19 protein-coding genes and 3 pseudogenes are annotated in these 22,462 nt (G+C 70.0%); 11 read left to right on the forward strand and 11 right to left on the reverse strand.

What is annotated here, in order from left to right; all coding sequences use genetic code 11:
* Positions 1-12: 12 nt before the first annotated feature.
* Complete coding sequence (locus tag AB0K52_RS13440; protein ID WP_363530831.1) at positions 13-570, reverse strand: hypothetical protein; 558 nt, start codon at positions 568-570, stop codon at positions 13-15.
* Positions 571-822: 252 nt separating this feature from the next.
* Between AB0K52_RS13440 and AB0K52_RS13445 the strand changes: the two genes are divergently transcribed.
* The 7 genes from AB0K52_RS13445 to mgtE all read left to right on the forward strand — a co-directional run bounded on the left by AB0K52_RS13445 (position 823) and on the right by mgtE (position 10,305).
* Positions 823-2,577, forward strand: a complete 1,755-nt coding sequence (locus AB0K52_RS13445; protein ID WP_363530833.1) for an ABC transporter ATP-binding protein — start codon at positions 823-825, stop codon at positions 2,575-2,577.
* The gene (locus AB0K52_RS13450) at positions 2,574-4,388 is read left to right on the forward strand and encodes an ABC transporter ATP-binding protein (RefSeq protein WP_363530836.1); all 1,815 of its coding nucleotides are present in this window, start codon (positions 2,574-2,576) and stop codon (positions 4,386-4,388) included. Before AB0K52_RS13445 ends, AB0K52_RS13450 begins: the two co-directional genes overlap by 4 nt.
* A gap of 354 nt (positions 4,389-4,742) precedes the next feature.
* Positions 4,743-5,042: an Asp-tRNA(Asn)/Glu-tRNA(Gln) amidotransferase subunit GatC gene (gene gatC / locus AB0K52_RS13455; RefSeq protein WP_208498107.1), complete on the forward strand. Its 300-nt coding sequence runs from the start codon at positions 4,743-4,745 to the stop codon at positions 5,040-5,042.
* A gap of 2 nt (positions 5,043-5,044) precedes the next feature.
* Positions 5,045-6,544: an Asp-tRNA(Asn)/Glu-tRNA(Gln) amidotransferase subunit GatA gene (gene gatA / locus AB0K52_RS13460; protein WP_363530840.1), complete on the forward strand. Its 1,500-nt coding sequence runs from the start codon at positions 5,045-5,047 to the stop codon at positions 6,542-6,544.
* 5 nt (positions 6,545-6,549) lie between these two features.
* Positions 6,550-8,037 carry an Asp-tRNA(Asn)/Glu-tRNA(Gln) amidotransferase subunit GatB gene (gatB, locus tag AB0K52_RS13465; RefSeq protein ID WP_363530843.1) on the forward strand — a complete coding sequence of 496 codons (1,488 nt, stop codon included), beginning with the start codon at positions 6,550-6,552 and terminating at the stop codon, positions 8,035-8,037.
* Between the two features lie 159 nt (positions 8,038-8,196).
* Complete coding sequence (locus AB0K52_RS13470) at positions 8,197-8,640, forward strand: transposase (protein ID WP_363530846.1); 444 nt, start codon at positions 8,197-8,199, stop codon at positions 8,638-8,640.
* Positions 8,641-8,958: 318 nt separating this feature from the next.
* On the forward strand, positions 8,959-10,305 hold the full coding sequence (gene mgtE, locus AB0K52_RS13475) for a magnesium transporter (protein ID WP_363530848.1): 1,347 nt from the start codon (positions 8,959-8,961) through the stop codon (positions 10,303-10,305).
* Between the two features lie 191 nt (positions 10,306-10,496).
* On the opposite strand, the pseudogene AB0K52_RS13480 reads toward mgtE, so the two are convergent.
* The 3 genes and pseudogenes from AB0K52_RS13480 to AB0K52_RS13490 form a co-directional block, all read right to left on the reverse strand.
* Positions 10,497-10,823 (reverse strand): annotated as a pseudogene (locus tag AB0K52_RS13480) (VTC domain-containing protein); the annotation flags it as partial.
* 109 nt (positions 10,824-10,932) lie between these two features.
* Positions 10,933-12,510 (reverse strand): metallophosphoesterase, encoded by a 1,578-nt coding sequence (locus AB0K52_RS13485; RefSeq protein WP_363530851.1) that lies wholly within the window; start codon positions 12,508-12,510, stop codon positions 10,933-10,935.
* A 44-nt stretch (positions 12,511-12,554) separates the two neighbouring features.
* Positions 12,555-13,706 carry a PQQ-dependent sugar dehydrogenase gene (locus tag AB0K52_RS13490; RefSeq protein WP_363530854.1) on the reverse strand — a complete coding sequence of 384 codons (1,152 nt, stop codon included), beginning with the start codon at positions 13,704-13,706 and terminating at the stop codon, positions 12,555-12,557.
* A 147-nt stretch (positions 13,707-13,853) separates the two neighbouring features.
* Here AB0K52_RS13490 and AB0K52_RS13495 point away from each other — a divergent pair, with 147 nt between their 5' ends.
* On the forward strand, positions 13,854-14,765 hold the full coding sequence (locus AB0K52_RS13495; RefSeq protein ID WP_363531445.1) for a 2-hydroxyacid dehydrogenase: 912 nt from the start codon (positions 13,854-13,856) through the stop codon (positions 14,763-14,765).
* On the opposite strand, the gene AB0K52_RS13500 is transcribed toward AB0K52_RS13495, so the two are convergent.
* Positions 14,762-15,220 (reverse strand): PH domain-containing protein, encoded by a 459-nt coding sequence (locus AB0K52_RS13500; RefSeq protein WP_363530857.1) that lies wholly within the window; start codon positions 15,218-15,220, stop codon positions 14,762-14,764. The genes AB0K52_RS13495 and AB0K52_RS13500 overlap by 4 nt on opposite strands.
* 136 nt (positions 15,221-15,356) lie before the next feature.
* On the opposite strand from AB0K52_RS13500, the gene AB0K52_RS13505 reads away from it, so the two are divergent.
* The 3 genes from AB0K52_RS13505 (at position 15,357) to AB0K52_RS13515 (ending at position 16,946) form a co-directional block, all read left to right on the forward strand.
* The gene (locus AB0K52_RS13505) at positions 15,357-15,863 is read left to right on the forward strand and encodes a hypothetical protein (RefSeq protein WP_363530860.1); all 507 of its coding nucleotides are present in this window, start codon (positions 15,357-15,359) and stop codon (positions 15,861-15,863) included.
* A gap of 56 nt (positions 15,864-15,919) precedes the next feature.
* Complete coding sequence (locus tag AB0K52_RS13510) at positions 15,920-16,138, forward strand: Beta-galactosidase C-terminal domain (RefSeq protein ID WP_363530863.1); 219 nt, start codon at positions 15,920-15,922, stop codon at positions 16,136-16,138.
* Between the two features lie 127 nt (positions 16,139-16,265).
* Positions 16,266-16,946, forward strand: a complete 681-nt coding sequence (locus AB0K52_RS13515) for an alpha/beta fold hydrolase (protein WP_363530865.1) — start codon at positions 16,266-16,268, stop codon at positions 16,944-16,946.
* A gap of 111 nt (positions 16,947-17,057) precedes the next feature.
* On the opposite strand, the pseudogene AB0K52_RS13520 reads toward AB0K52_RS13515, so the two are convergent.
* The 6 genes and pseudogenes from AB0K52_RS13520 to AB0K52_RS13545 all read right to left on the reverse strand — a co-directional run.
* A pseudogene (locus AB0K52_RS13520) lies at positions 17,058-17,801 on the reverse strand (hypothetical protein); the annotation flags it as partial.
* 191 nt (positions 17,802-17,992) lie between these two features.
* Positions 17,993-18,190 carry a hypothetical protein gene (locus AB0K52_RS13525; RefSeq protein ID WP_363530868.1) on the reverse strand — a complete coding sequence of 66 codons (198 nt, stop codon included), beginning with the start codon at positions 18,188-18,190 and terminating at the stop codon, positions 17,993-17,995.
* Positions 18,191-18,212: 22 nt separating this feature from the next.
* The gene (locus AB0K52_RS13530; protein WP_363530871.1) at positions 18,213-18,893 is read right to left on the reverse strand and encodes a Crp/Fnr family transcriptional regulator; all 681 of its coding nucleotides are present in this window, start codon (positions 18,891-18,893) and stop codon (positions 18,213-18,215) included.
* A gap of 103 nt (positions 18,894-18,996) precedes the next feature.
* A complete protein-coding gene (locus AB0K52_RS13535; protein ID WP_363530873.1) occupies positions 18,997-19,668 on the reverse strand; it encodes a DUF3159 domain-containing protein in 672 nt (223 codons plus the stop codon).
* Positions 19,669-20,851: 1,183 nt separating this feature from the next.
* A pseudogene (locus AB0K52_RS13540) lies at positions 20,852-20,998 on the reverse strand (leucine zipper domain-containing protein); the annotation flags it as partial.
* Between the two features lie 115 nt (positions 20,999-21,113).
* Complete coding sequence (locus AB0K52_RS13545) at positions 21,114-22,373, reverse strand: MFS transporter (RefSeq protein WP_363530876.1); 1,260 nt, start codon at positions 22,371-22,373, stop codon at positions 21,114-21,116.
* Positions 22,374-22,462: the final 89 nt, after the last annotated feature.

A 22,462-nucleotide genomic window follows, 5' to 3' on the forward strand; every position in this document is an offset into this window, starting at 1 on the left:
GGCGGCGGGGGATTACGCCAGCGCGGGCGGCGAGCGGCCGGCGCAGATGCCGGCGAAGCGGGCCGGACGGAACGACTCGGTGCGTTCGGCGAACGTCGAGTGGCATTGCGGCGCTTGCGGGTCGGTCCGGTCGAGGAGACGCGACACGCCTTGGGCCCTGGTCAGGCAGTAGCGCCACAGCAGCGAGGTGCCGGTGCCGATCGCCGCGTACACGGCGAGGCCGATGAGGAGCACCGTGAACGGCGGCACCGGGTGGTCGCCGGCGACCATGCGCTCGGTCATGTCGGTCGCGAGGAACGCGCCGACCGAGACGAGGGCCGAGAGGCGGGTGGTGCGCTTGCGGCCGGGGCCTCCCGGTCGGCCGGTGGCCGGGGCCGCCAGCAGCGCGAGGAGCGAGCCCAGTGCGAGGCACCCGGCGAAGAGCGCCGCCTCGCCCGCGTGGCGGTCGAGGTGCCACGGGGCCGCGCCGCCGTGGCTGTGCTGCAATAGCCACGCGGAGATGCCATGGGCCGCAATCCATCCGAGCAGGCCGAAGGCCAGTGCGGAGCCCGCCGTCAGGAGTCCCGCCACACGAGGGCGGTTGCCGGAGCGACGCTGCTGCGTCCGGATGGCGGCCTCCTCGGTGTGGTCAGGTACCGGTGTGACGCGCTGAGTGTACGAGCCGATGTGAGGCAATTTCAACGAGGGTCCGATTCGTTCTATTTTCGGGAATGCGAGCTTCGTCTCTTCCGGACTCGCGCGCGGGTCGAAATCCGCTGCTAGGCACCCGTTCGGGGGGTTAATCGATTGCCGCCTGTCGGACCCTCCCTTTACGCTCGGCTAGTGAGGTTCCTCCGCGCCCCCGAGCTGCCCTTGGACGACCCGTTGCTCCCCGAAGGGACACGGGGCGATCCAGCGTCCGCCGCGAACGCCGCGCCGCCGCCGGGCACGCCCTGGCGGCTCCTCCTATGGCTGGCCGTGCGCCGCAAGGGCCTCATGGCCGCCGCGCTCGTCACCTCCGGCATCGCCCTCGGCTCCCTCCCGGCGCTGCCGTTCTTCCTCACCGGCGCCGTCGACCACGGCCTGCGCGAACGCGACTGGGGCGCGCTCTCGTTCTGGGCGATCGGCATGGTCCTCGCCGGATTCGTCACGGCCGGGATGATCGTCTGGTCGCACCGCCTCACCGTGTACTGGCGCGCGGACGCCTCCTACCGGGTCCTGCAACTCGCCACCCGCAAGGTCAACCGCCTCGGCGACGACCTGCGCAAGAAGCTCACCACCGGCGAGGTGGTGAGCGTCGGCGCCACCGACATCAACCGGATCTCGTGGGCCGTCGACTCCCTCGCCCCCACCGCGGGCTGCCTCGTCGGCCTCATCACCGTCGGCGTGCTCCTGTTCAACACCTCGGTCGCCCTGGGCGCCACCATCTTCATCGGCGTGATCATCGTCGGCCTCATCACCGGCCCGCTGCTCACCCGCCTCCAAGACCGCCAAGAGCAGTACCGCGAGCGCGTCGGCGACATCACCGAGCGCGCCTCCGACATCGTCTCCGGCCTGCGCGTCCTGCGCGGCATCGGCGGCGAGGCCCGCTTCAACGCCTCCTACCGGCGCGACTCCGACGCCCTGCGCTCGGCCGGGTACAAGGTCGCCGGGCCGACCGCCTGGCTCAACTCGCTCGGCGAGGGCACACCCGCGATCCTCCTCGGCGTCGTCATCTGGATCGCCGGACGCCAAGTCGCCTCCGGCGACCTCACACCGGGCCAGATGGTCGCCGCGTTCGGGTACACCGGCGCGCTGCTGCTGCCCGTCCACTGGCTCATCGGCTGCACCTACCGCATCATCGAGGGCCGCGTCGCCGCCGGCAAGGTCTGCGAGCTCCTCAACACCCCCGAGCGCGAAGCGCCCGCCGAGACCACGCCCGGCCCGCGCGAAGGCGCCGAGCTGCACGACCCCGAGTCCGGCCTCACCGTCGCGGGCGGCGAACTCCTCGCCGTCGCCTCCTCCGACTCCGAGCAGGTCGCCGCGATCTTCGACCGCATCGGCGGGTTCACCGAGTCCGAAGCGCGCTTCGGCACCGTGCCCGTCGCGCAGCTCGACCGCGACGAGCTGCGCCGCCGCGTGCTCGTCGCCGACCACGACGCGTACCTCTTCGCGGGCACCGTCGCGGCCGCCGTCGCCGCGCTGGACGGCCGCGACCGGGTGGAGGCCGCCATCGAGGCCGCCTCCGCGCACGACGTCATCGAGGCCCTCCCCGACGGCCTCGACACCGAGGTCGACAACCAGGCCCGCACCCTCTCCGGCGGCCAGCGCCAGCGGCTGCGCCTCGCCCGCGCCATCGCCGCCGACCCCGAGGCCCTGCTCCTGCACGAGCCGACCTCCGCGGTCGACTCGCACACCGAGGCCCGCATCGTCGAGCGCCTCGCCGAGACCCGCGGCGGCCGCGCCACCGCCGTCGCCACCACCTCGCCGCTGTGGCTCGGCCGCGCCGACAAGGTCGCGTTCCTCCAGGGCGGCAAGGTCATCGCCCACGGCACGCACCGCGAACTCATCGCCGCCCACGCCGACTACCGCGCACTCGTCACCCGAGGAGAGTCATGACGGCCGACAAGAGGACGAACCAACTGCCGATCGCCGACACCCGGACGGTCCGCCGCGCGTTCTTCCGGCTCCTCGCCTCCGAGAAGCGCCGCGCGACCGCCGCCGTGGGCCTGCACCTGGTGGCCGCGGTCGCCGCCGCCGTCGCCCCGATCCTGCTGGGGGACATGCTCGACGAGCTCGCCGCGGGCTCCGGCGCCAACGAGGTCGACCGGCTCGCGCTCGGCATCGTCGCCTCGATCGTGGCGGTCGTGGGCTTCACCTGGGCCGGCACGTACGTCTCCTACCGCCTCGGCGAGCGGCTCTCGGCCCGCATGCGCGTCCAGTTCGTCGAGCGCGCCCTGCGCCTGCCGATGCCCGTGGTCGAGCAGGCCGGCTCCGGCGACCTCATGACCCGCTCCTCCGCGGACGTGCCCGAGGCCGGGGTCCTGTTCCGCGACGGCCTCCCGCAGGTCACCGTCTCGATCCTCAAGGTCCTGGTCTTCTTCGGCGCCATGCTCATCGCCAGCCCGCTGCTCGGCCTGTGCATGCTCGTCGTGGTCCCGCCGCTGCTCACCGGCACCCGCTGGTACCTCAAGCGCGGCCGCAACGGCTACCTCGCCGAGCGCGAGGCCGAGTCCACCATCGGCGACACCATCGGCGCGTCCGCCGACGGCGCCCGCACCACCGAGGCCTACCGGCTCGGCGCGCAGCGCGACGCCGCCGGCGACGCGACGGTCGCCAAGCACTGGAAGGCCGCCCGCTACACGCTGTTCCTGCGCAGCGTCTACTTCCCGTTCCTCGACGCCGCGTACGCGCTGCCGACCGCGGCCGTGCTGCTCGTGGGCGGCGCGTTCTACTTCAACGGCGAGGTCACCCTCGGCACCGTCGCCTCCTGCGCGGTCCTCACCCGCCAGATCATGTTCCCGATCGACCACATCCTCATGTGGGTCGAGAAGGTCCAGCGCGGCTTCGCCGCCATGTCCCGCATCGAGGGCGTCGCCGAGGCCGAGGACGCCGAGGCGAACGCCACCGCCGAGCGGCCCGCGGACGGCACCGTCGACCTCACGGAAGTCCGGTACGCCTACCCGACCAGCCCGCGCGACGTGCTCCACGGCGTCACCCTCAGCGTCCCGGCCGGGCAGCGCCTCGCCGTCGTCGGCCCCTCCGGCGCGGGCAAGTCCACACTCGCGCGCCTCATCTCCGGGTCCGACGTGCCCCGCGAGGGCCGCGCCGCGATCGGCGGCGTCGACGTCGCCGCGCTCCCGCTCGACGAGCGCCGCAAGCGCGTCACCCTCGTGACCCAGGAGCACCACGTCTTCACGGCCTCCTTGCGCGACAACCTGATCCTCGCCAGGGCCGAGGCCACCGACCAGGAGCTCGACGACGCCCTCGCCGCTGTCGGGGCGGACTGGGCGTTCGACCTGCCCGAAGGACTCGACACGCCGCTGGGCGGCAAGAACCGGGAGCTCGACGCGGCCAGCGCGCAGCAGATCGCGCTGGCGCGGATCATCCTGGCCGACCCCGATGTGGTGATCCTCGACGAGGCCACCGCGATGCTCGACCCGCGCGCGGCCCGCGACACCGAACGGGCACTCGCGGCGGTCCTCGAGGGGCGCACCGTGATCGCGATCGCGCACCGGCTGCACACCGCGCACGACGCCGACCGCATCGCCGTGGTCGAAGACGGACGGGTCGCCGAATTGGGGAGTCACGACGAGTTGATCGCGCTCGACGGCCATTACGCGGCTCTCTGGCGCGCTTGGCACGGCGACATCGACGAGTCGGGGAATGATCGAGTGAGCGCATTCGCGTCTAGTGGGAATGCGTTGTAGTCCATACAAAGAACCAGGCCCCGGGCCTAAGCCCGGGGCCTGTACTGGCTCGAGAACACCACCACAAGTCGGAACACCCACCGACTCGTTCTTAGCAAGGAAACAGAAAGGAAACCAGGAAACCCGTTCCGAACCAGTGACGAAAGAGTATCACGTCACATGTCCAGTGGCTAGGGGGTCGTATCCAGGTCACTCGATCCGTGTCGATCGATTTTCGCGATCCGTGCGTCACACCCCCGCCGCGCCCCGGTCCGCGAGTCCCACACTGGGCGGTGCCCGCCTCTGGCGCCGACCGCGCACGGCCTAGACTCGACTGGTCTTCCCGCAGCTAGTAACCGTTAGGAAACACCTGTCGTGAGTACGATTTCACGCGAGGAAGTCGCGCACCTGGCGCGGCTGGCCCGCCTCGAAGTCACCGATGACGAGCTCGACGCCTTCGCCGGCCAGCTCGACGTCATCCTCGAATCGATGAAGACGCTCGCCGAGGTGAACACGGACGGCGTACAGCCGACCTCGCACGCGGTGCCGCTCGTGAACGTCTTCCGGGAAGACCAGCCCCAGCCGTCCCTGCCCCGCGACGCCGTGCTCGCCGGCGGCCCCGACACCGCCGAGGACCGCTTCCGCGTCCCGCGCATCCTGGACGAGGAGGCCTAGCCGTGAGCCGCATCATCGACAAGACCGCCGCCGAGCTGGCCGCGGACATCCGCGAGGGCCGCCTCACCTCCGTCGAGGTCACCACCGCGTTCCTCGACCGCATCGCCGCCGTCGACGGCACCATCAAGGCGTTCCTCCACGTCGACCGCGACGGCGCGCTCGCCACCGCGGCCGAGGTCGACGCCGCCGTCGCCGCCGGCCAGGAGCTCGGCCCGCTCGCCGGCGTGCCCGTAGCCGTCAAGGACGTCGTGGTCACCAAGGGCCTGCCGACCACCGCCGCCTCGAAGATCCTCGAAGGCTGGATCCCGCCGTACGACGCGACGATCACCGAGCGCATCAAGGCCGCGAAGATGCCGATCCTCGGCAAGACGAACATGGATGAGTTCGCCATGGGCTCCTCCACCGAGTACTCGGCGTTCGGCAAGACGCTCAACCCGTGGGACACCGGGCGCATCCCCGGCGGCTCCGGCGGCGGCTCGGCCGCGGCCGTCGCCGCCAAGATGGCCCCGCTCGCCATCGGCACCGACACCGGCGGCTCGATCCGCCAGCCCGGCGCCGTCACCGGCACCTTCGGCGCCAAGCCCACCTACGGGTCCAACTCCCGCTTCGGGCTCATCGCCTTCTCATCCTCGCTCGACACCCCGGGCCCGGTGTCCCGCAACGCCCTCGACGGCGCGCTGCTCCACGAGGTCATCTCCGGGTACGACCCGCGCGACTCCACCGCGATCGACGCGCCCGTCCCGCCGGTCGTCGCCGCCGCCAAGGCCGGCGCGAACGGCGACCTCTCGGGCCTCAAGCTCGGCGTCGTCAAGGAGTTCGCCGAGGGCGCCGACGCCGCCGAGGCCGGCGTCATCGCCGCCTACGAGGCCGGCGTCGAGCAGCTCGTGAAGCTCGGGGCCGAGATCGTCGAGGTCTCCTGCCCGTCCTTCTCCTACGCGCTGCCCACCTACTACCTCATCGCCCCGTCCGAGGCCTCCTCCAACCTGGCCCGCTACGACGGCGTCCGGTACGGCCTGCGCGCCGGCGACGACGGGCAGCACTCGCTCGAAGAGGTCATGAGCCTCACCCGCGAGGCCGGGTTCGGCCCGGAGGTCAAGCGCCGCATCATCCTCGGCACCTACGCGCTCAGCGCCGGGTACGTGGACGCGTTCTACGGCAAGGCCCAGCTCGTGCGCACCCTCATCAAGCAGGACTTCGAGAAGGCCTTCGAGCAGGTCGACGCCATCATCAGCCCGACCACGCCGTTCATCGCCTTCAAGTTCGGCGAGCGCACCGGCGACCCGTACCAGATGTACCTCGCCGACCTCTACACGATCCCGACCAACCTCTACGGCGGCCCCGGCGTCTCCGTGCCGGTCGGCCTCTCCGAGGGCATGCCCGTAGGCCTGCAGGTCATGGGCCCGGTCATGGGCGACGACATCACCTACCGCGTCGCGGCCGCCCTGGAGTCCACCCAGGACACCCTGCTCGCCGACACCGCGCCCGAGACTGAAGGGAAGTAGCCGGGATGACCAAGCTGAACGACTACGACAAGGCCGTCGAGACCTACGAGCCCGTCCTCGGCCTCGAGACCCACATCGAACTCGACACGAACACCAAGATGTTCTGCGGCTGCTCCACCGCCTTCGGCGCCGAGCCCAACACGCAGACCTGCCCGGTGTGCCTGGCCCTGCCCGGCGCCCTCCCGGTCGCCAACAAGGCCGCCGTCGAGGCCACCATCAAGATCGGCCTGGCCCTCAACTGCCACATCGCCGAGTGGACCCGCTTCGCCCGGAAGAACTACTTCTACCCGGACATGCCGAAGAACTTCCAGACCAGCCAGTACGAAGAGCCGCTCTGCGAGAACGGCTACGTCGACGTGGTCGTGGACGGCAAGGACTACCGCATCGAGATCGAGCGCGTCCACCTCGAAGAGGACACCGGCAAGACCCTCCACGTCGGCGGCGCCACCGGCCGCATCCACGGCGCCACCGAGTCCCTCGTGGACTACAACCGGGCCGGGATCCCGCTCGTGGAGATCGTCACCAAGCCCGTCCCCGGCACCGGTGCCCTCGCCCCCGAGGTCGCCCGCGCCTACGTCGCCGAACTGCGCGACATCGTCCGCTCCCTCGGCGTCTCCGACGTCCGCATGGAGCAGGGCTCCCTGCGCTGCGACGTCAACCTCTCGCTGAACAAGCCCGGCGACGAGTGGGGCACCCGCACCGAGACCAAGAACGTCAACTCACTGCGCTCGGTCGAACGCGCCGTCCGCTTCGAGGTGCGCCGCCAGTCCGCGCTCCTCGACGCGGGGGAGAAGATCATCCAGGAGACCCGCCACTTCCACGAAGGCGACGGCACCACCAGCCCCGGCCGCTCCAAGGAAGAGGCCACCGACTACCGGTACTTCCCCGAGCCCGACCTGGCCGTCATGGAGCCGTCCCGCGAATGGGTCGAGGAGCTCCGCGCCTCCCTGCCCGAGCCCCCGCGCCAGCGCCGCGAGCGCCTCCAGGCCGCATGGTCCTTGGGCGACAAGGAGATGCAGTCGGTCGTCAACGCCGACGCGGTCGAGCTCATCGAGGCTACCGTCGCCGCCGGCGCCACGCCGTCCGGCGCCGTCAAGTGGTGGCTCGGCGAGCTCTCCCGCCGCGCCAACGAGTCCGGCGAGGAGCTCGGCGCGCTGGCCATCACGCCCGCGCAGGTCGCCGAGCTCCAGGGCATGGTCGACGACGGGCGCCTCAACGACAAGCTGGCCCGCCAGGTCATCGACGGCGTGCTCGCCGGCGAGGGCTCCCCGGCCGACGTCGCCGCCAAGCGCGGCCTCGAGGTCGTCTCCGACACGGGCGCGCTCGAAGCGGCCGTGGACGAGGCCATCGCCGCCAACCCGGCCGTCGCCGACAAGATCCGCGGTGGCACCCACGCCGCCGCCGGCGTCCTCATCGGCGCGGTCATGAAGGCCACCAAGGGCCAGGCCGACGCTGGCACGGTCCGCCAGATCATCATCGACAAGCTGAGCTAACGACGACGAGAGGGCCGGGCGGTGCGCACCGCCCGGCCCTCGACGCGCTCTGGTTCAGCGCATGTCGGTCCTTGCGGCATGCCAAGGGCGACAAGCCTGTGAGCACGCTCATGCCCGCGAGTCCGTTTCGGTTTGTGGGGCGTGGTCGTTGATCCAGGTGTGCTGCTCAGGTATCGGTTTCGTGTGTATCCGACCGCGTCGCAACGCAAGTCGTTGGCGCGTGTCTTCGGATGTGTTCGAACGGTATACAACGACGCGGTCGCGGCTCGTCGCAGCGCGCATGCCGAGGGTAAGCCACTCCCGACGACGGCAGAGCTCGACAAGCGGTTGATCACGGCGGCGAAGCGCACTCCGGAGAGGGCCTGGCTGGCCGAGGTATCGAGTGTGCCGTTGCAGCAGGCGCTGCGCGACTGCCATTCGGCGTACCGGAACTTCTTCGCTTCGCTGTCGGGCAACCGTCGGGGAAGCAGGGTCGGCCCGCCGCGGTTCAAACGACGCTCGCACGCTCAGACGGCTCGATTCACCCGGAACGGTACCGGTGAAACCCGGCTCGGCCCGCTGAACCAGGAACCCACCTGTACCCAGGCGCATTCTTGCCTGTAAGCCAGGAGTCACGTTTCGTACGGGTGGATGTCAATGTCCGTTCAGTCCCAGTGTGAGCCGCGAGTCTTTGGGCACCCCAGAGAGCGATGTTGTTCACAGAGGATTGCTACCCTTGACCGCGCTAGGCAAAGCCGCGACCCGAGGAGGTGAGGGCCATGGGTGACGACCCCGGATCCAGTCGAGATACCGACGCGTTCTTCCCATTTTCCTTTTACCGTGCCTCGCGTCCTCTTACATTGGAGCGGACGGGCTGACCTGCACTTCCTTACGCGGGTTCAAGGGCACGGCCCTTTCCTCGTGTTTTAGGAGGTGGCTGACATGGCTCAGGTCATCCAGCCCATTTCGCCCGCGGCGGTAGACGAGCTCGCGGCACTCCGTCTGGAACTCGCCGACACCTCGACCGTCGAACTCGCCGAAGAACTGCCCCGCATGGACCTCGCCGAGCAGGCCCTGCGGTTCCGGCTCCTCCCGAAGGACCGCGCGCTGGCCGTCTTCGAAGAGCTCGACACCGTCCACCAGCAGGAGCTGATCGACGGGCTGAAGACCGAGTTCGTGCGGGAACTGCTCGACTCGATGGAGGCCGACGACCGGGCCAAGCTCTTCGACGAGATGCCCGCCAAGGTCGCGACCCGCTTCCAGTCCCAGCTGAGCGCCGCCGACCGGCGCACCACCGCCCAGCTCCTCGGGTACGAGCCCGAGTCGGCCGGGCGCATCATGACCCCCGACTACGTGTCGCTGCGCGCCTCGATGACCGCGGCCGCCGCGATCGAACGCATTCGCCACCTGCGCGAGCGCCCACGGCACCTCGACGTGCTGCCCGTGACGGACGGGCACCGCAAGCTCCTCGGCACCGTCACCCTCGCCGACCTCGTGAGCGCCGACCCCGACACGCCCGTCCACGAGCTGATCGCGGACGAGCACTACCAGGTCTCCACCGACACCGACCAGGAGGAGGCGGCCCGCCTCATCCAGGAGGCCAACCTCAACGCGCTCTCCGTCGTGGACCACGAAGAGCGCCTTGTCGGCCTCATCACCTGGGACGACGCCATGGAGATCCTCGAGGCCGAGGACACCGAGGACGCGACCCTGGCCGGTGCGGCCGAGCCGCTGGAGCGGCCGTACCTCTCGGCGGGCGTGTTCATGCTGGCGCGCAAGCGCGCGGTGTGGCTGCTCGTGCTCGCCGTCTCGGCCTCGCTCACGGTGACGGTGCTCAACTACTACGAGACCTACCTGGCGAACGTCACGGTGCTGGCGGTCTTCATCTCGCTGCTGACCGGTACGGGCGGCAACTCCGGCTCGCAGGCGTCCGTGACGATCATCCGCGCCATGGCCGTCGGCGAGGTGCGGTTCTCCGACGCGTTCAGGATCACCTGGCGCGAGTCGCGGGTTGGGTTCCTGCTCGGGTCGATGCTCGCGATCGTCGGCGGGCCGGTGGTCGGGTTCGTCTACGGCTGGGACATCGGGCTCATCATCGCGGTGACGCTCCTGGTCATCTGCACCTGGTCGACGTTCGTCGGCTCACTGCTGCCGCTGCTGGCGAAGAAAGTCGGCATCGACCCGGCGCTCGTCTCGGCGCCGATGGTCTCGACGCTGTGCGACGCGACCGGCCTGCTCATCTACTTCTCGGTGGCGGCCCTGATCCTCGGCCCGGCCCTCACCGGCTGAAACGCGCGTGACGAAGGCCCTGGCATCATGCTGTGCCAGGGCCTTCGTCTCACTCCGCGGCGAGCTCCCCTGCCAGGAACTCGGTCCGCCGACATCGGCGCCGTTCAGCGCTGCCGCAGCCTGCGCGGTGTCGACCGCGTCGAGGGCGGCACCGGAGCCGAACAGGCACTCGTACAACTTTGTAGGCCGCCGACGTACACCGGGGAGTCATCGGTGAGCTCGTGCCGCTCGCCGTCGGCGCGCACCCGCAGCTTGCGGCGGAACCGCAGGCCCTCGATCTTCTCCCAGTAGTACCGCAGCGAGGCCGAGTCGTAGTAGAGGCTGCACACCGGGTGCCCGCCGCGGGTCGTGAACGGGTCCGACTCCATGCGCGCGGCCAGCTCCTCGCGCAGCCGCGGCACCTCGTCGTACGGGAGGAGGTACTTGATCTCGAACCGGTTGAACGAGTGCAGCGCGCTCGCGGTGCGGCGCAGCCGGCCCTCGTCCCTGGCGTCAGTCGGCAAGCCTGTCTCGCGCATCGGCGCTCCTGTTCGTCGGGAACGCGATGAGTGAATCCGGCGCGACTCGGACTGAACCCCGGGTCAACTCAAGAAGACCTCAGAATGTGCGTCGGGCTCAATGGCGGCCTCAATCCTGTTGCGGCGCAGTCGGCTGCGTCCCGCTCTGGATCTCGCCCCCGTCGACCTGCTCCTCGGCCGGGATCACCGTGCGGTCGAGCGTCACGTCCGTCTCCGTCCCCGAGCCGACCGAGATCGAGTCGTACGCGGTGAGCGCCTTCGTGACCGGGTCGAAGTACAGCACGTCCATCTCCATGCGCATCGGGTCCTCGGACTGGAAGTTCCGCAGCCCCGCCGCGCCCGTCGAGCCCTCGACCATGAGCGTGGTGCCCTCGCCGAGGTCCTGTACCGCCCGCTCGTGCGTGTGCCCCGCCAAGACCAGCGGCACCGCGCCCGTGAGCGGTACCGCCATCGGCGGCTCGTGCACCATCGCCACATCCGCACCGCCCGCGTCGACGATCGCCTGCTGCAGCCGCTCGCCCGACTCGGTGAGCATCTGCTGCGCGTACTCGCTCGACGGCTGCGCGCCCTTGTCCGGCGTGAACCGCGGGTCGGCGACCCCGGCGAACTCCAGGCCCGCGATCTCCCGCACCTCGCCGTCGAGCACGATCACGTTGTCGTACGCCGAGAGCGCGGCCACCGTCGTCACCGAGTCGTGGTTGCCCTTGACGAACACGTACGGCGCGTCGATCTGCTCCACGCCCCGCGAGAAGATCTCGGCCTCCTGCTCCGAGCCCCAGTCGTTCAAGTCCCCGGTGTCGGCCACCGCGTCGATGTCGAACTGCTCGACCACCGACTCCATGAGGTGCCAGGCCGAGGGGTTCAGGTGGATGTCGGAGACGTGGAGGACCCGGATCGAGTCGTCCTGGATGCCCAGCTGCGGCATGTCCATCGCCAACGCGTAGAACTCGGAGATGTTCGTGACGAACTTCTGCAGGTTCGCGACGTACTCCTCGTAGTTCTGCGCGATGTCCTCGGCGTTGCCCACCACGCTGGGCGCGTACGCCAGCAGGCCCTCGTAGCGCGGCTGCGAGATCGACTCGGCGCGCAGCGTCGCGGCCGCGTACCCCATCAGGGCCGCCGTCACCGCCAGCGAGGTGAGCCCGGTGAGCAGCGCGCGCCGCATCGTGCGGAACGCCAGGGCGCCCACCAGGAGACCGCAGAGGGTGACGATCGCGAGCGCCTCGACGACGACCCGCACCACCGCGTCCGTGACGTCGGAGGCGAGGCTCTTCGAAGCGCTGGTGACGCCGCCGGGGGTGTTGATGATGTCCTGCGCCTCTTCGGGATCGACCGAGTCGAGGCTGAGGTTGAGGCCGACCGGGCCGTCGTGGCTGTCGAAGATGACGTCGCCGAGCGGCGGGATCGTCACCTTGGTCTCGCCGCTGATGTCGGGGTGCAGCGAGACCGTGGTGTCGAACGGCCCGATGTCGGCCTTGGTGCCGCCCACGAGCGCGAGGCCGCCCGCGGCCGCGCCGACGCCGACGATGAAGACGGCGGCGACCAGGGCGAACCGCCGCGCCCGCTCCGAGCGACGCAGCCGCGCCCAGCCCGCCCTTGATCTGCGCCAGAGGGATGCCGCGTGCCTCCCGGCGGTCCGGGCGGCGCCCTGGATGCGGTGCAGTGCGGCGGCGAGCCGGTCGTTCATCTAGCGCCTTCCTCGTGCGGCTTGGGAGGTGGGTACGTCGCGGCTCAGACCCTTCCCTGGGCCGCGTAGCTGGTGGAGAACCGGAGGATCCGGTCGTCGGCCTCGTCGGGGGTGCAGCCGCGGTCCTCGTCGCAGCGGCCGTCGCGGTTGGAGGTCGTCACCCAGAGCATCCCGTCGGGACCCATGGCGACCGATCGTAGCCGACCGAACTCGTTGACGGCCGTCGCTTGCGGCTCGGCCGCGGGCACGCCGGTCTCGTCGAACTGCACCATCCAGAGGCGCTGGCCGCGCAGGCAGGCGGTGACGAGGGTGTCCTCGAGGAAGACCGCGCCGGCGCAGGAGGCCTCGAAGGGCTCCCAGGTCAGGGCCGGGTCGGCGTAGGCGTCGTCGGTGTCGGTGCCCTCGAAGAAGGGCCAGCCGTAGTTGCTCCCGGGTTCGATGAGGTTGATCTCGTCGGCGACGTCCTGGCCGAACTCGGTGGCGTAGAGCCGGCCGGCGGGGTTCCAGGCGAGGCCTTCGACGTTGCGGTGGCCGAGGCTGTAGACGGGGGAGTCGGCGGTGGGGTTGCCTTCGGCGGGTTCGCCGTCGGTGGTGATGCGGAGGATTTTGCCGCTCAGTGAATCCGGGTTCTGGGCGGCGTTGCCGTCGCCGGCGTCGCCGGTGGCGGCGTAGAGGAAGCCGTCGGGGCCGAAGTCGAGGGCGCCGCCGTTGTGGTCGGGGGCGGCGGGGATGCCGGTGAGGATCGGTTCGGGGGCGGCGTCGGAGGCGGTGTCGATCCTGGCGATGCGGTTGTCGGTGTCGGTGGTGTAGTACGCGTAGATCGCCTGGTCGGTGTCGAAGTCGGGGGAGACGGCGAGGCCGAGGAGGCCGCCTTCGCCGGTGTCGGCGATGTCGACGGTGCGCAGTTCCTCGGGTTCGCCGGTGGTGCCGTCTTCGGCGACGGCGATGGTGAGGATGCGGCCGGTGGCGCGCTCGCCGACGATCGCGGTGCCGTCGGGGAGGAAGTCGAGGCCCCAGGGGACTTCGAGGCCTTCGGCGACGACGTCCATGAACGAGGTCTGCTCTTGGGCTTCGCCGCTCGGGGTGGGGAGGTTCGGCGGCTCGCCGGTCTCGGGCTCGGGGGGCTCGCCGAAGGAGCACGATGCGAGCGTGAGTGCGGCGGCGGTGGCGGCCGCGGCCGAGAGCAACCTGCGCATGGCCCCAAGACTATAGCTTCGGGCCGACGCTGCAGCGGCGCTGTTTTCCACGCCCTGCCGGTTCCCCGGATCACGCGGGACTAACCCCTGCCGCCCGAAATCCAAGATCCTATAGGATATAGCGAATCCGAGGGGAAGGACGTGAGCGTGAAGGTCTGGATCGCGCACGAGGAGGGCCGCGCTCTGCTCGGCCCGCTGCCCGACGGCGTCGACGTGGAGGTCTACGACGGGCGCGGCGACTACCCCTCCGATCCGGCGTCCCTCGACTTCTGGGTGCCGCCGTTCCTCGCCCAGTCAAAGGTCACGACCCCGCTCAAGGAGATGACCTCGCTCAAGGCGATCCAGCTGCTCAGCGCCGGCGCCGAGGTCTGGGTCCCGGCCGTCCCGCCGGGCGTGACCCTGTGCGACGCGCGCGGTGTGCACACCGGCGTCACCGCCGAATGGACCGTCGGTGCGGTCATCGCCTCGATGCGCGGCTTCGACGTGTTCGCCCGCAAGCAGACCCGCCACGAGTGGAAGGTCGAGTGGACCACCACGGTCGTGGGCAAGCGCGCCCTCATTGTCGGCGCCGGCGATATCGGCGAGAAGGTCGCCGAGGTCCTGACCGTGCTCGGCGCGGAGGTCGAGAAGGTCGCCCGCCGCGCCCGCCCCGGCGTCCACGCGATCGACCGGATCGGCGAGCTCCTGCCGGGCTTCGACGTGGTGATCCTGATCCTCCCGCTCACCGACGCCACCCGCGGTCTGGTGGACGCGAAGTTCCTGTCGCACATGAAGGACGGCGCGCTCCTGGTCAACGCCGCGCGCGGCCCGATCGTCGACACCGACGCCCTCGTCGCCGAGGTCGCCTCCGGTCGCCTCCGCTGCGCGGTCGACGTCGTCGACCCCGAGCCCCTGCCCGCCGACCATCCGCTCTGGGACCTCGAAGGCGCCCTCATCACTCCGCACGCGGGTGCCTCAGTGGACGGCACCCTCGACCGCGCCTACGCTCCAGTCGGCCCCCAGATCCACCGCTTCGCTGCAGGCGAACCCCTCGAGAACGTCGTGGTCGACGGCTACTAGTCCTCCGACCCGTCCTCGCGGAGCTCTTGGCCGCCGATGGCGAGGACTTGGGGGAGGTTCTCGGGCTTGAGGGGGTCGAGGCGGACCTGGGACTGGTCGTCCAATATGGCCGCGACGCCCTCGTTGCCGGTGGCGAAGCCGTCGATGTGCTTCCAGGCGATGGTGCGGCTGGTGAAGATGCCGCGGATCGCGATGCCCTCGCTGGTGACGTCGATGCCGGAGCGCCAGGCCCACATGGAGACCGCGACCGGCGCGAGGAGGAGCGCGAGGCCGAGGACGGTGGAGGCGACGCCCCAGACCGGGCGTTCGACCATGAGCGCCACGGAGATCGGGATCACGGTCAGCCAGGCGACGAAGGCCGCGCCGGTGACCGCCGCCGGGCGGCGTACCCGCAGCCTGCGGGCGGTGCGCCGGGTGGCGCGGAGGGGACCGGTGGAGGCGTCGGTGCTCGTCATGGCACCAGCCTGACACACCCGGGCACGGGGGACGCAAAGTGGCCGGTCCGGTTTCTGTCGGATTGTCGCTTGACGCGCCCGTCGAACGTGGCACGATCAGCTCAAGAGCAGCGGTGCGAGCCTGGTGGGGGTGGACGTGGCCGTCAAGATCACATTCCGTCCTACGACGCGCCAGGTGCTCGGCCGGGCGCTCTTCCTCTCCGCCTTCTCGTTCGTCGCCGCGCTCGTCCCCGCCGCCGCGTACATGCTCGCGATCGGCCGCTGGTACCACTACACGCTGCTGGCGCTGTTCCTCTTCGCGATCGCGGTCGCGCTGGGGGCCGCGTACGCGGGCGCGCGCAACCGCGGGGTGGTGCTCGACGAGCGCGGCATCCATCCGCTCAAAGCCGTTGCCTCCCAGAAGCACATCGAGCGGTTCGCGGCTTGGACCGACATCGCCGACATCAGGGCCGAGCGCCGCGCCAGCCGCACGGTGCCCGTGGTGTACCTGCTCGACCCCGAGCAGAAGCCGTGGCGGCTGCAGGCGCCGTACTCGGGCCGCGTGCTCTCGACCGACGACGAGCTCGACGAGAAGATCTTCGTCATGCGCAGCCTCTGGGACGCGTACAAGCGGGGCCTCCCGCCCTACCGCCAGCGCCCTTGAAGGTATCGACCGACGCCACTGCCTTGCGGGTTGGAAACGCTCGGAGACTTTTCATCTTGTTCAGTGGTCGCCAAGTTGCATGCGATTGCCAATCGTCCCGCCTCGCCGACCTCGACCCGTTCCTCGCGGACCTCGGCGTCGGGGGCGACTTCCCCGACGCGGCGGCCGGCCTCGAACTAGTCCGCCGCTCCCACCCGGACGGCCGCACGTACGTCTTCGCCATCAACCACGGCAACGACCCTGTCGAATTCCCGCGACCGGCCGCAACCTCCTGAGGGGCACCGGCTGGTCCCCGGCGCTCTCCCTGAAACCCGGCGACTGCGCGGTGATTCGCGAGGCCTGGATGTCGCACCCGTCCACTACTGTCACAGGGATCCCGCAGCACCCACTGAGGAGCCCCTGATGTCCGTGATCGTCCTCGTCCACGCCCTCGGCTCGAGCTCCCGCGCCTGGCAGCCCCAGATCGCGGCGCTCGCCGAGCGCCACAAGGTCCTCGCCCCCGACCTTCCCGGCCACGGCGAGGCACCCGGTCCCTTCGGCCTCGAACCCGCGGCCTTCGCCGTCGCCGAACTCATCGCCGCCGAATCCGAACCCGTCCACCTCGTCGGCATCTCCGTCGGCGCCACCGTCGCCATGCTCGCGGCCCTCGACGACCCCGTCCGCATCGCGAGCCTCACCCTCTCCGGCGGCACCGCCCACGCTCCCGGCGTCGCCCTCCAGCGCAACCTCATGCGCCTGATGCCGACCGGCATGATCGTCGCCCTCATGTCGGGCATGTACGCCGGCGGCCGCCCCGAACGCCGACCGCAGGCGAAAGCCGACCTCCGCACCGCCGGCAAGCACGCCTTCCTCACCGGCCTCGCCGAACTCGCCGCCCTCGACCTCCGCCCCCGCCTCGCCGACCTCAAGACCCCCACCCTCATCCTTTGCGGCACCAAGGACAAAGAGAACATCGCCCCCGCAAAGGAACTCGCCGAAACACTCCCCAACGCCCGCCTCGACCTCATCCCCGAAGCGGGCCACATCTGGAACCTCCAGTTCCCGGACCTCTTCACGGCGAAGCTCCAGGAACGCATCGCCTGACCCTAAGCCGGAAACAGCGAACCCGATCGCCGCGATCGCCATGAGCGGTCCGGCTATGGCGAAGCAGGTCATGGCGGCGCGCACTTTTCGGAACTTGCTGAGCGCCAGGGTAGCCAGCATCGAGAGTTCCTCGGCGGAATCTTGCAGCTGCCGTTTCGGGTCGGTCGAGGTCTGCAGCGCGGTCTCGATGATCGCTTCAGGCGAGCGCCGGGCGCCCGCTCGAATGCCGGTGCGCCCCGAGATCCGGGGCCACACGGCCGCCCCGAGGAAGCCGATTCCCATGAGCATCGATGCGGCCGCTGCCCAGCCCAGAACGCTGAAGACGCTGACGCGCTCGGTTAACGACGGCGCGGCGAACAACAATGCCGCCACCGGAATCGCGCCTGCGGCCAGCAGGGCGGCCTTCGTGTCGGCATGCGCGACGTTGGCGCGGGCATGATCTATCTGCTTCGTGAGCTCGTCAAGGGCGGCTTCGGTTTCTGAGTGCGGTGGGATTCCCACGGCGACCTCCTCGATGATGCGCAGTTGATGGACAGCATGGCATAAGGCGGCGTCAAGATGGGGAATCGAATGGCGGGCGCTGAGGTACTCGCGGATGGCCTTGAGATCGGCCCGGTCCTTCCTCCGGTTCAGCCACAGCTTGTAGGCCATCACTTCTGCCAGCGGGAGGTATTTCAGCCCGTCGATGATGTCCGCATTTTCGAGCAACGCTTCGGTGTCGCTTCCGGGTAGAAGCCAGGTCTGGCAGACTTCCATTACCCCGCCGTACAGCCGCGCGATCTTGTCGCCGGTGTACTTGCTCGACCGCAGTGGCGCGGCGTCGAAGATCAACGCGTGCTCGAACGCGATTTCCATGGCGCGTCTCCAGGTTTCGCTACCTGGCCGCACGAGGAGGTCGAGGTCTGACAAGCGTGGAGTGATGCCTCCCGCCCACAGGCGCCCGCTGCCCGCGATGACGAACTCCTCCGGATCGAAGTCCGATGGAACATGTTGTCGGAGCAGTTCGATCAGTTTGAAGCCGTTGTAGACCTCGCCCCGGACGCGGTTCACTGCGTTGGTTTCCCATCTGTCGTTTGCTTCGGGCGGTCCGAGGACTCGGGAGGGGCTTCCAGTCGTTGCGCGTCCAGCCTGTCGCGCTTGATCCACCGAACTTGGATCGCCGCTAGCACTGTCGCGGCGAGCGTCGCGAACAAGCCGACGATCGTGGCGACGAGCTCGATCATCTCGGGGTCGAAGTCTGGCATGGCGGATCAGTCCGTTTCGGAGCTAAATGAGGGAGCGGTCGCGGCGCATGGCGAGCGCCTCGATCGCGGCGGTGTCGTGGATGGTGAACCGTTCCCGTCCCGTCGTCACGGTTCCGAGGGCCTTGAACTGCTTGAGCACCCCAGAGACCGACTCGCGGGAGACGCGGGCGAGGTCGGCCAGGTCCGATTGGCTGAAGCCGGCGATGACGAGACCGCTCTTGCTTTGTGCGCCGATGCCGGAGTCGATGATCCTCAGGATTGCGCGGGCGAGCCGACGCTCGCTGCTGAGGAACGACTCCTCCTGCACCTCGCCCATTTCCCGGACCCTCTTCGCGAGTCGACGCGTCACGGCCAGGTGGATGTCCGGATTCGACTGGAGCAGTTTGAGATAGACATCGCCGGGAATATGCAGTACCTCGATCTGCGTCAGAGCCACCAGGTCGGCGGACCTCGGCTCGCCCGTCAGCGGCGCTAGGTCGCCGATCATCGAGCCCGGGCCGTGGATGCCGAAGATCGCGCGCGGGTCCTTCGTACAGGACTTCACGTGTCCAGAGCGGAGATAGACCACATAGTCGGAATGCTCGCCGGCCTTGACCAGGGTCGCGCCCTTCGGGTACCAGTTGACGCGCGCCTCCGGCTTGAGTGCGTCCAGGTCCTGATCGCTGAGTAGCGGATTCCACAGAACTTGACTACGGGTTTCCATGTAGTTGAGTGTATTGGTACACACAACGAATCCGGGTCAGTGAAACGCCGAATGTCGGAAAACCGACTGGAATTCGTTTCGCTTGGGGCGGAAGGGAACCGCGTTACGACGCGGACTTCTCCGGCTCCGGGGTCTCGGCCGGGTCGACCGGATGCCGGATGCCGGGGTGGTCCGGGGGGAGGACGACCCGGATGACCCAGCCGCTGATGATGAGGCAGAGGACGAGGAGAGGCCAGGAGAGGGCGATCTGGGCGAGGCCGCCGGCGACGACGGCGAGGCGGGCTTCGTCGCTGTTCCAGAACGGGGTGAGGATCGCGACGCGGAGGGCGTACATCGCCACCCAGACCCAGGAGGCCGCGCTGTAGGCGCGGAGGAGGTGGGGGTCGCGGCGCCAGCGGGTCTTCTGGCCGAGGAGGCCGCCGACGATGAGGCCGAGGAGGGGGCGGCGGAAGACGATGAAGCCGGCCCAGACGAGGGCGCTGGCGGCGTTGGTGACGATGCGGGGGAGGAGGATGTCCTGCGCGCGACCGGTGTAGAGGACGATGAGGCAGGCGACGGCGACGCTGAGGAGGCCGAGGACGACGGCGCGGGGCTTGCGGCGCTGCCGGAGCCGGACGATCGCGATCGCTCCGGCGGACAGGAGTGAAGTCGCTGCGGCCCAAGCGATCGAGTTACCGGTGAGCAACCAGGTGAGGATGAACACCACCACCGGGGCGGTGGCGTCGAAAGCACCGCGCTTGCCGCCTAGTAGGCTGACAAGCGTGTCTTGCCGCACAGTATTGGACAACTGCCAACCCTCACCTCTCGACCCGCTGCCGCAGGCAAGGCTACCCTAACCGCAGTGGCACGCCGGGCTTTGCCCGCAGCCCCACCTACGGACGGATTGGCACGGTAACGGATGCTCGGCACACACCGGATCAGTGAAGCGCAGCTCGTCGACCTGCTCCGCCGGGCGAGAAAGACCGACTTCGGGCGCTGGAACAAGGCGGACCTGCAGCGCGCCATGACCGACCTCGGCTGGCAGGTGCGCTCCGCGGAGGTCGACATCGGCATGTGGCGCGCCGAGACCGGCTACGACACCGGCAACGCCATCGCCGACTCGATCCCGCCCCAGACCCCGGTCGCGGGACGCGCCGACTTCTACTCCATCGAGGTCATGGTCCTGCGCTCGGCCGAGCGCGGCCGCCAGGGCGAGCAGCACCGCACGCTCATCTTCCGCGAGGTGCTGCGCACCATGATGAGCGAGCTGGGCGCGCCCGAGATCCGCGGCGGCGACGGCGGGCCGTGGATCCGCTGGTACCGCGACGGCCTCATCTTCGAGCTGCACCTGCGCCGCTTCCACGGCGGCGTGACGCTGCGCCTGCTCTCGCCCGAGCTGTTCGAGCAGCTCGAGGCGCACGCGGTGGGCAAGGGCGACGTCTCCGGCTGGGCCGCCTACGCCCGCACCGGCCAGCGCCCGCCCGAGCCCGCCTGCACCGACATGGGCGAGTTCACCGAGCGGCTGTCGTCGCTGCTGGCCGACATGGCCGCCGACGTGCCCGTGGTCGACACGGCGGGCACGGTGCTCCTGCGCACCGGCGACTGGTCGGCGCGGTACGTGGCGGCGTTCGTCGACGGCGGCCTGCGCGTCGAGGCGAGCGCCGCGGTGAGCGGCGCCTGGCGGTCGGGCCTGTCGAACCTGCCGAGCATGGGCTTCCGCGCGCCGAGCGGCACGCAGCCGAACTGGTCGCGCAGCTTCAACTCCACCGACCGGACCGCCACGAACCAGGCCGCGCACATGATGGTGGACGCCTTGCGCGCCTTCGGCATCCAGGACCTGTTCGACATCGTCTACGACGGCTTCACCGCGGACGGCGAGCGCATGTACCTGCCGGTGCTCGGCATCGGCAACGGCGACAACCCGTACTTAGGGCCTGTCCTGCGGCATCAGACCGGTCGCTGTCCGGCCCGTTCGCCCGGCGGTAGCGGTCGGCCCAACGCCACGCGATCGCCGGGGCGACTTGGAAGCGCTCGGCGGCGCGGCGCACGGGCCAGCCGTCATCGACCACGCAACGGGCCAGACGTGGTCTGCCGGTCTCGGTCAGGGGCGCGTTAGAGTGAGGCATGAGGGCCTTTCTGGTCAGGCGTGTCATTCAGCGATGCACACCAAACCAGAAGGCCCTCGCTCCGTTCCCACCCAATAAACCGGTGAGGTGTTCACAACCTCCCAAGACAGAACACCTAGACCGCCGCGGGCTCGCGCTGCGGCGCCTCCATCGTCGCGCGCCGGAACGCCGGGAGGCGCCAGCCCACGACCGCCACGCCGGCGATGCACGCGATGCCGCCGGCGAGGATCGCGCCGCCGAGGCCGAGCGGTCCGGCGAGGGCGCCGGCCTGGAGGTTGCCGAGCGCCGGCGAGACGGTCGCCTGGGCGAGCCACAGGCTCGTCACGCGGCCGCGCAGCCGGTCGGGCGTGTGGTTCTGGAGCAGGCCCGTGCGCAGCACCTCGGAGACGAGGTCGCTCGCGCCCGAGACCGCCAGGAACACCAGGCCCAGTGCGAGCCAGGGCGAGAGCGCGAGGCCGACCATCGCCGCGCCCCACATGCTCGCGGCGATGACCACGACCAGGCCGGGCTTGGCGGCCTTGGTGACCCGCCCGCTGAAGGCGGCGGCGAGGAACGCGCCCACCCCCGCGGCGGCCGAGAGCAACCCGAAGGCCACGGAGCCGCCGTGGAACTGCTCGGTCGCGAGCGCCGGGAACAGGCCCTTGGGCCAGGCGAAGAGCATTGGCATGATGTCGATGAGCAGCACCCCGGCCACGACCTTGTTGCGCCGCACGAACGCGAACGCGTCCTTGAGCGAGTACGAGTCGGTCTCCTTCGCGTCGCCGCCGTGGTCGGGCGGCATCGGGCCGACGAAGATCATCGCGATCGCGAAGACGACGAAGCCGACCACGTTGAGCGCGTAGCACCACTCGGTGCCGCCGGCGGCGATCACGATCCCCGCGAGGGCCGGTCCAAAGACGCCGGTGAGCTGGCCGGTGAGGCCGTTCAGGGCCGACGCGGCGGCGACGTTCTCCTGGCCGACGAGGGACGGGACGGCCGCGAACGAGGCCGGGATGCTGAGCCCGGCGAGGAACGTGTCCGCCACGACCGCCGCGAACAGGAACCACAGCAGCGGCTCGTCCTGCAGTGCGTTCATCAAGAGCGCCAAGGCGACCATGAGCCCCGGCACGCGCACGCCGACGAGGATGCGCCGCCGGTCGAAGCGATCGGCCAGCACGCCGCCGACGAGGAGTCCCGCGACGATGCCGATGCCGCCCGAGGCGGCCGCCGCGCCCACGGCGAGGTTCGAGCCGCTGAGCTGGTAGATCTGCCAGATCAGCGCGGTCTCGGTGAGCATGGCGCCCACCAGGAGCCCGGTGCGGCCGATGTAGAGCCAGCGGAAGTCGCGGCTGATCCGCAGAGGGGTGGTGTCGACCAGGTGTTGCCGAAGGGACATGCCCCGATGATACCGACCGTTCCAGACCGTGCAACACCATGTTTCACGGCGGCCTAGGATACAGGCCCATGGGATGATGGCGCGGCGAC

Source organism: Glycomyces sp. NPDC049804 (assembly GCF_040674615.1).
Lineage (GTDB): Bacteria > Actinomycetota > Actinomycetes > Mycobacteriales > Micromonosporaceae > Glycomyces > Glycomyces niveus.

What these genes read in the sequence shown, in the direction of transcription:
- AB0K52_RS13500 (WP_363530857.1), bottom strand. Translation starts at nt 15,220, where the DNA reads ATGACGAGCACCGACGCCTCCACCGGTCCCCTCCGCGCCACCCGGCGC.
- AB0K52_RS13485 (WP_363530851.1), bottom strand. Translation starts at nt 12,510, where the DNA reads ATGAACGACCGGCTCGCCGCCGCACTGCACCGCATCCAGGGCGCCGCC.
- mgtE (WP_363530848.1), top strand. Translation starts at nt 8,959, where the DNA reads ATGGCTCAGGTCATCCAGCCCATTTCGCCCGCGGCGGTAGACGAGCTC.
- AB0K52_RS13530 (WP_363530871.1), bottom strand. Translation starts at nt 18,893, where the DNA reads ATGGAAACCCGTAGTCAAGTTCTGTGGAATCCGCTACTCAGCGATCAG.
- AB0K52_RS13515 (WP_363530865.1), top strand. Translation starts at nt 16,266, where the DNA reads ATGTCCGTGATCGTCCTCGTCCACGCCCTCGGCTCGAGCTCCCGCGCC.
- gatB (WP_363530843.1), top strand. Translation starts at nt 6,550, where the DNA reads ATGACCAAGCTGAACGACTACGACAAGGCCGTCGAGACCTACGAGCCC.
- AB0K52_RS13450 (WP_363530836.1), top strand. Translation starts at nt 2,574, where the DNA reads ATGACGGCCGACAAGAGGACGAACCAACTGCCGATCGCCGACACCCGG.
- AB0K52_RS13525 (WP_363530868.1), bottom strand. Translation starts at nt 18,190, where the DNA reads ATGCCAGACTTCGACCCCGAGATGATCGAGCTCGTCGCCACGATCGTC.
- AB0K52_RS13490 (WP_363530854.1), bottom strand. Translation starts at nt 13,706, where the DNA reads ATGCGCAGGTTGCTCTCGGCCGCGGCCGCCACCGCCGCCGCACTCACG.
- AB0K52_RS13545 (WP_363530876.1), bottom strand. Translation starts at nt 22,373, where the DNA reads ATGTCCCTTCGGCAACACCTGGTCGACACCACCCCTCTGCGGATCAGC.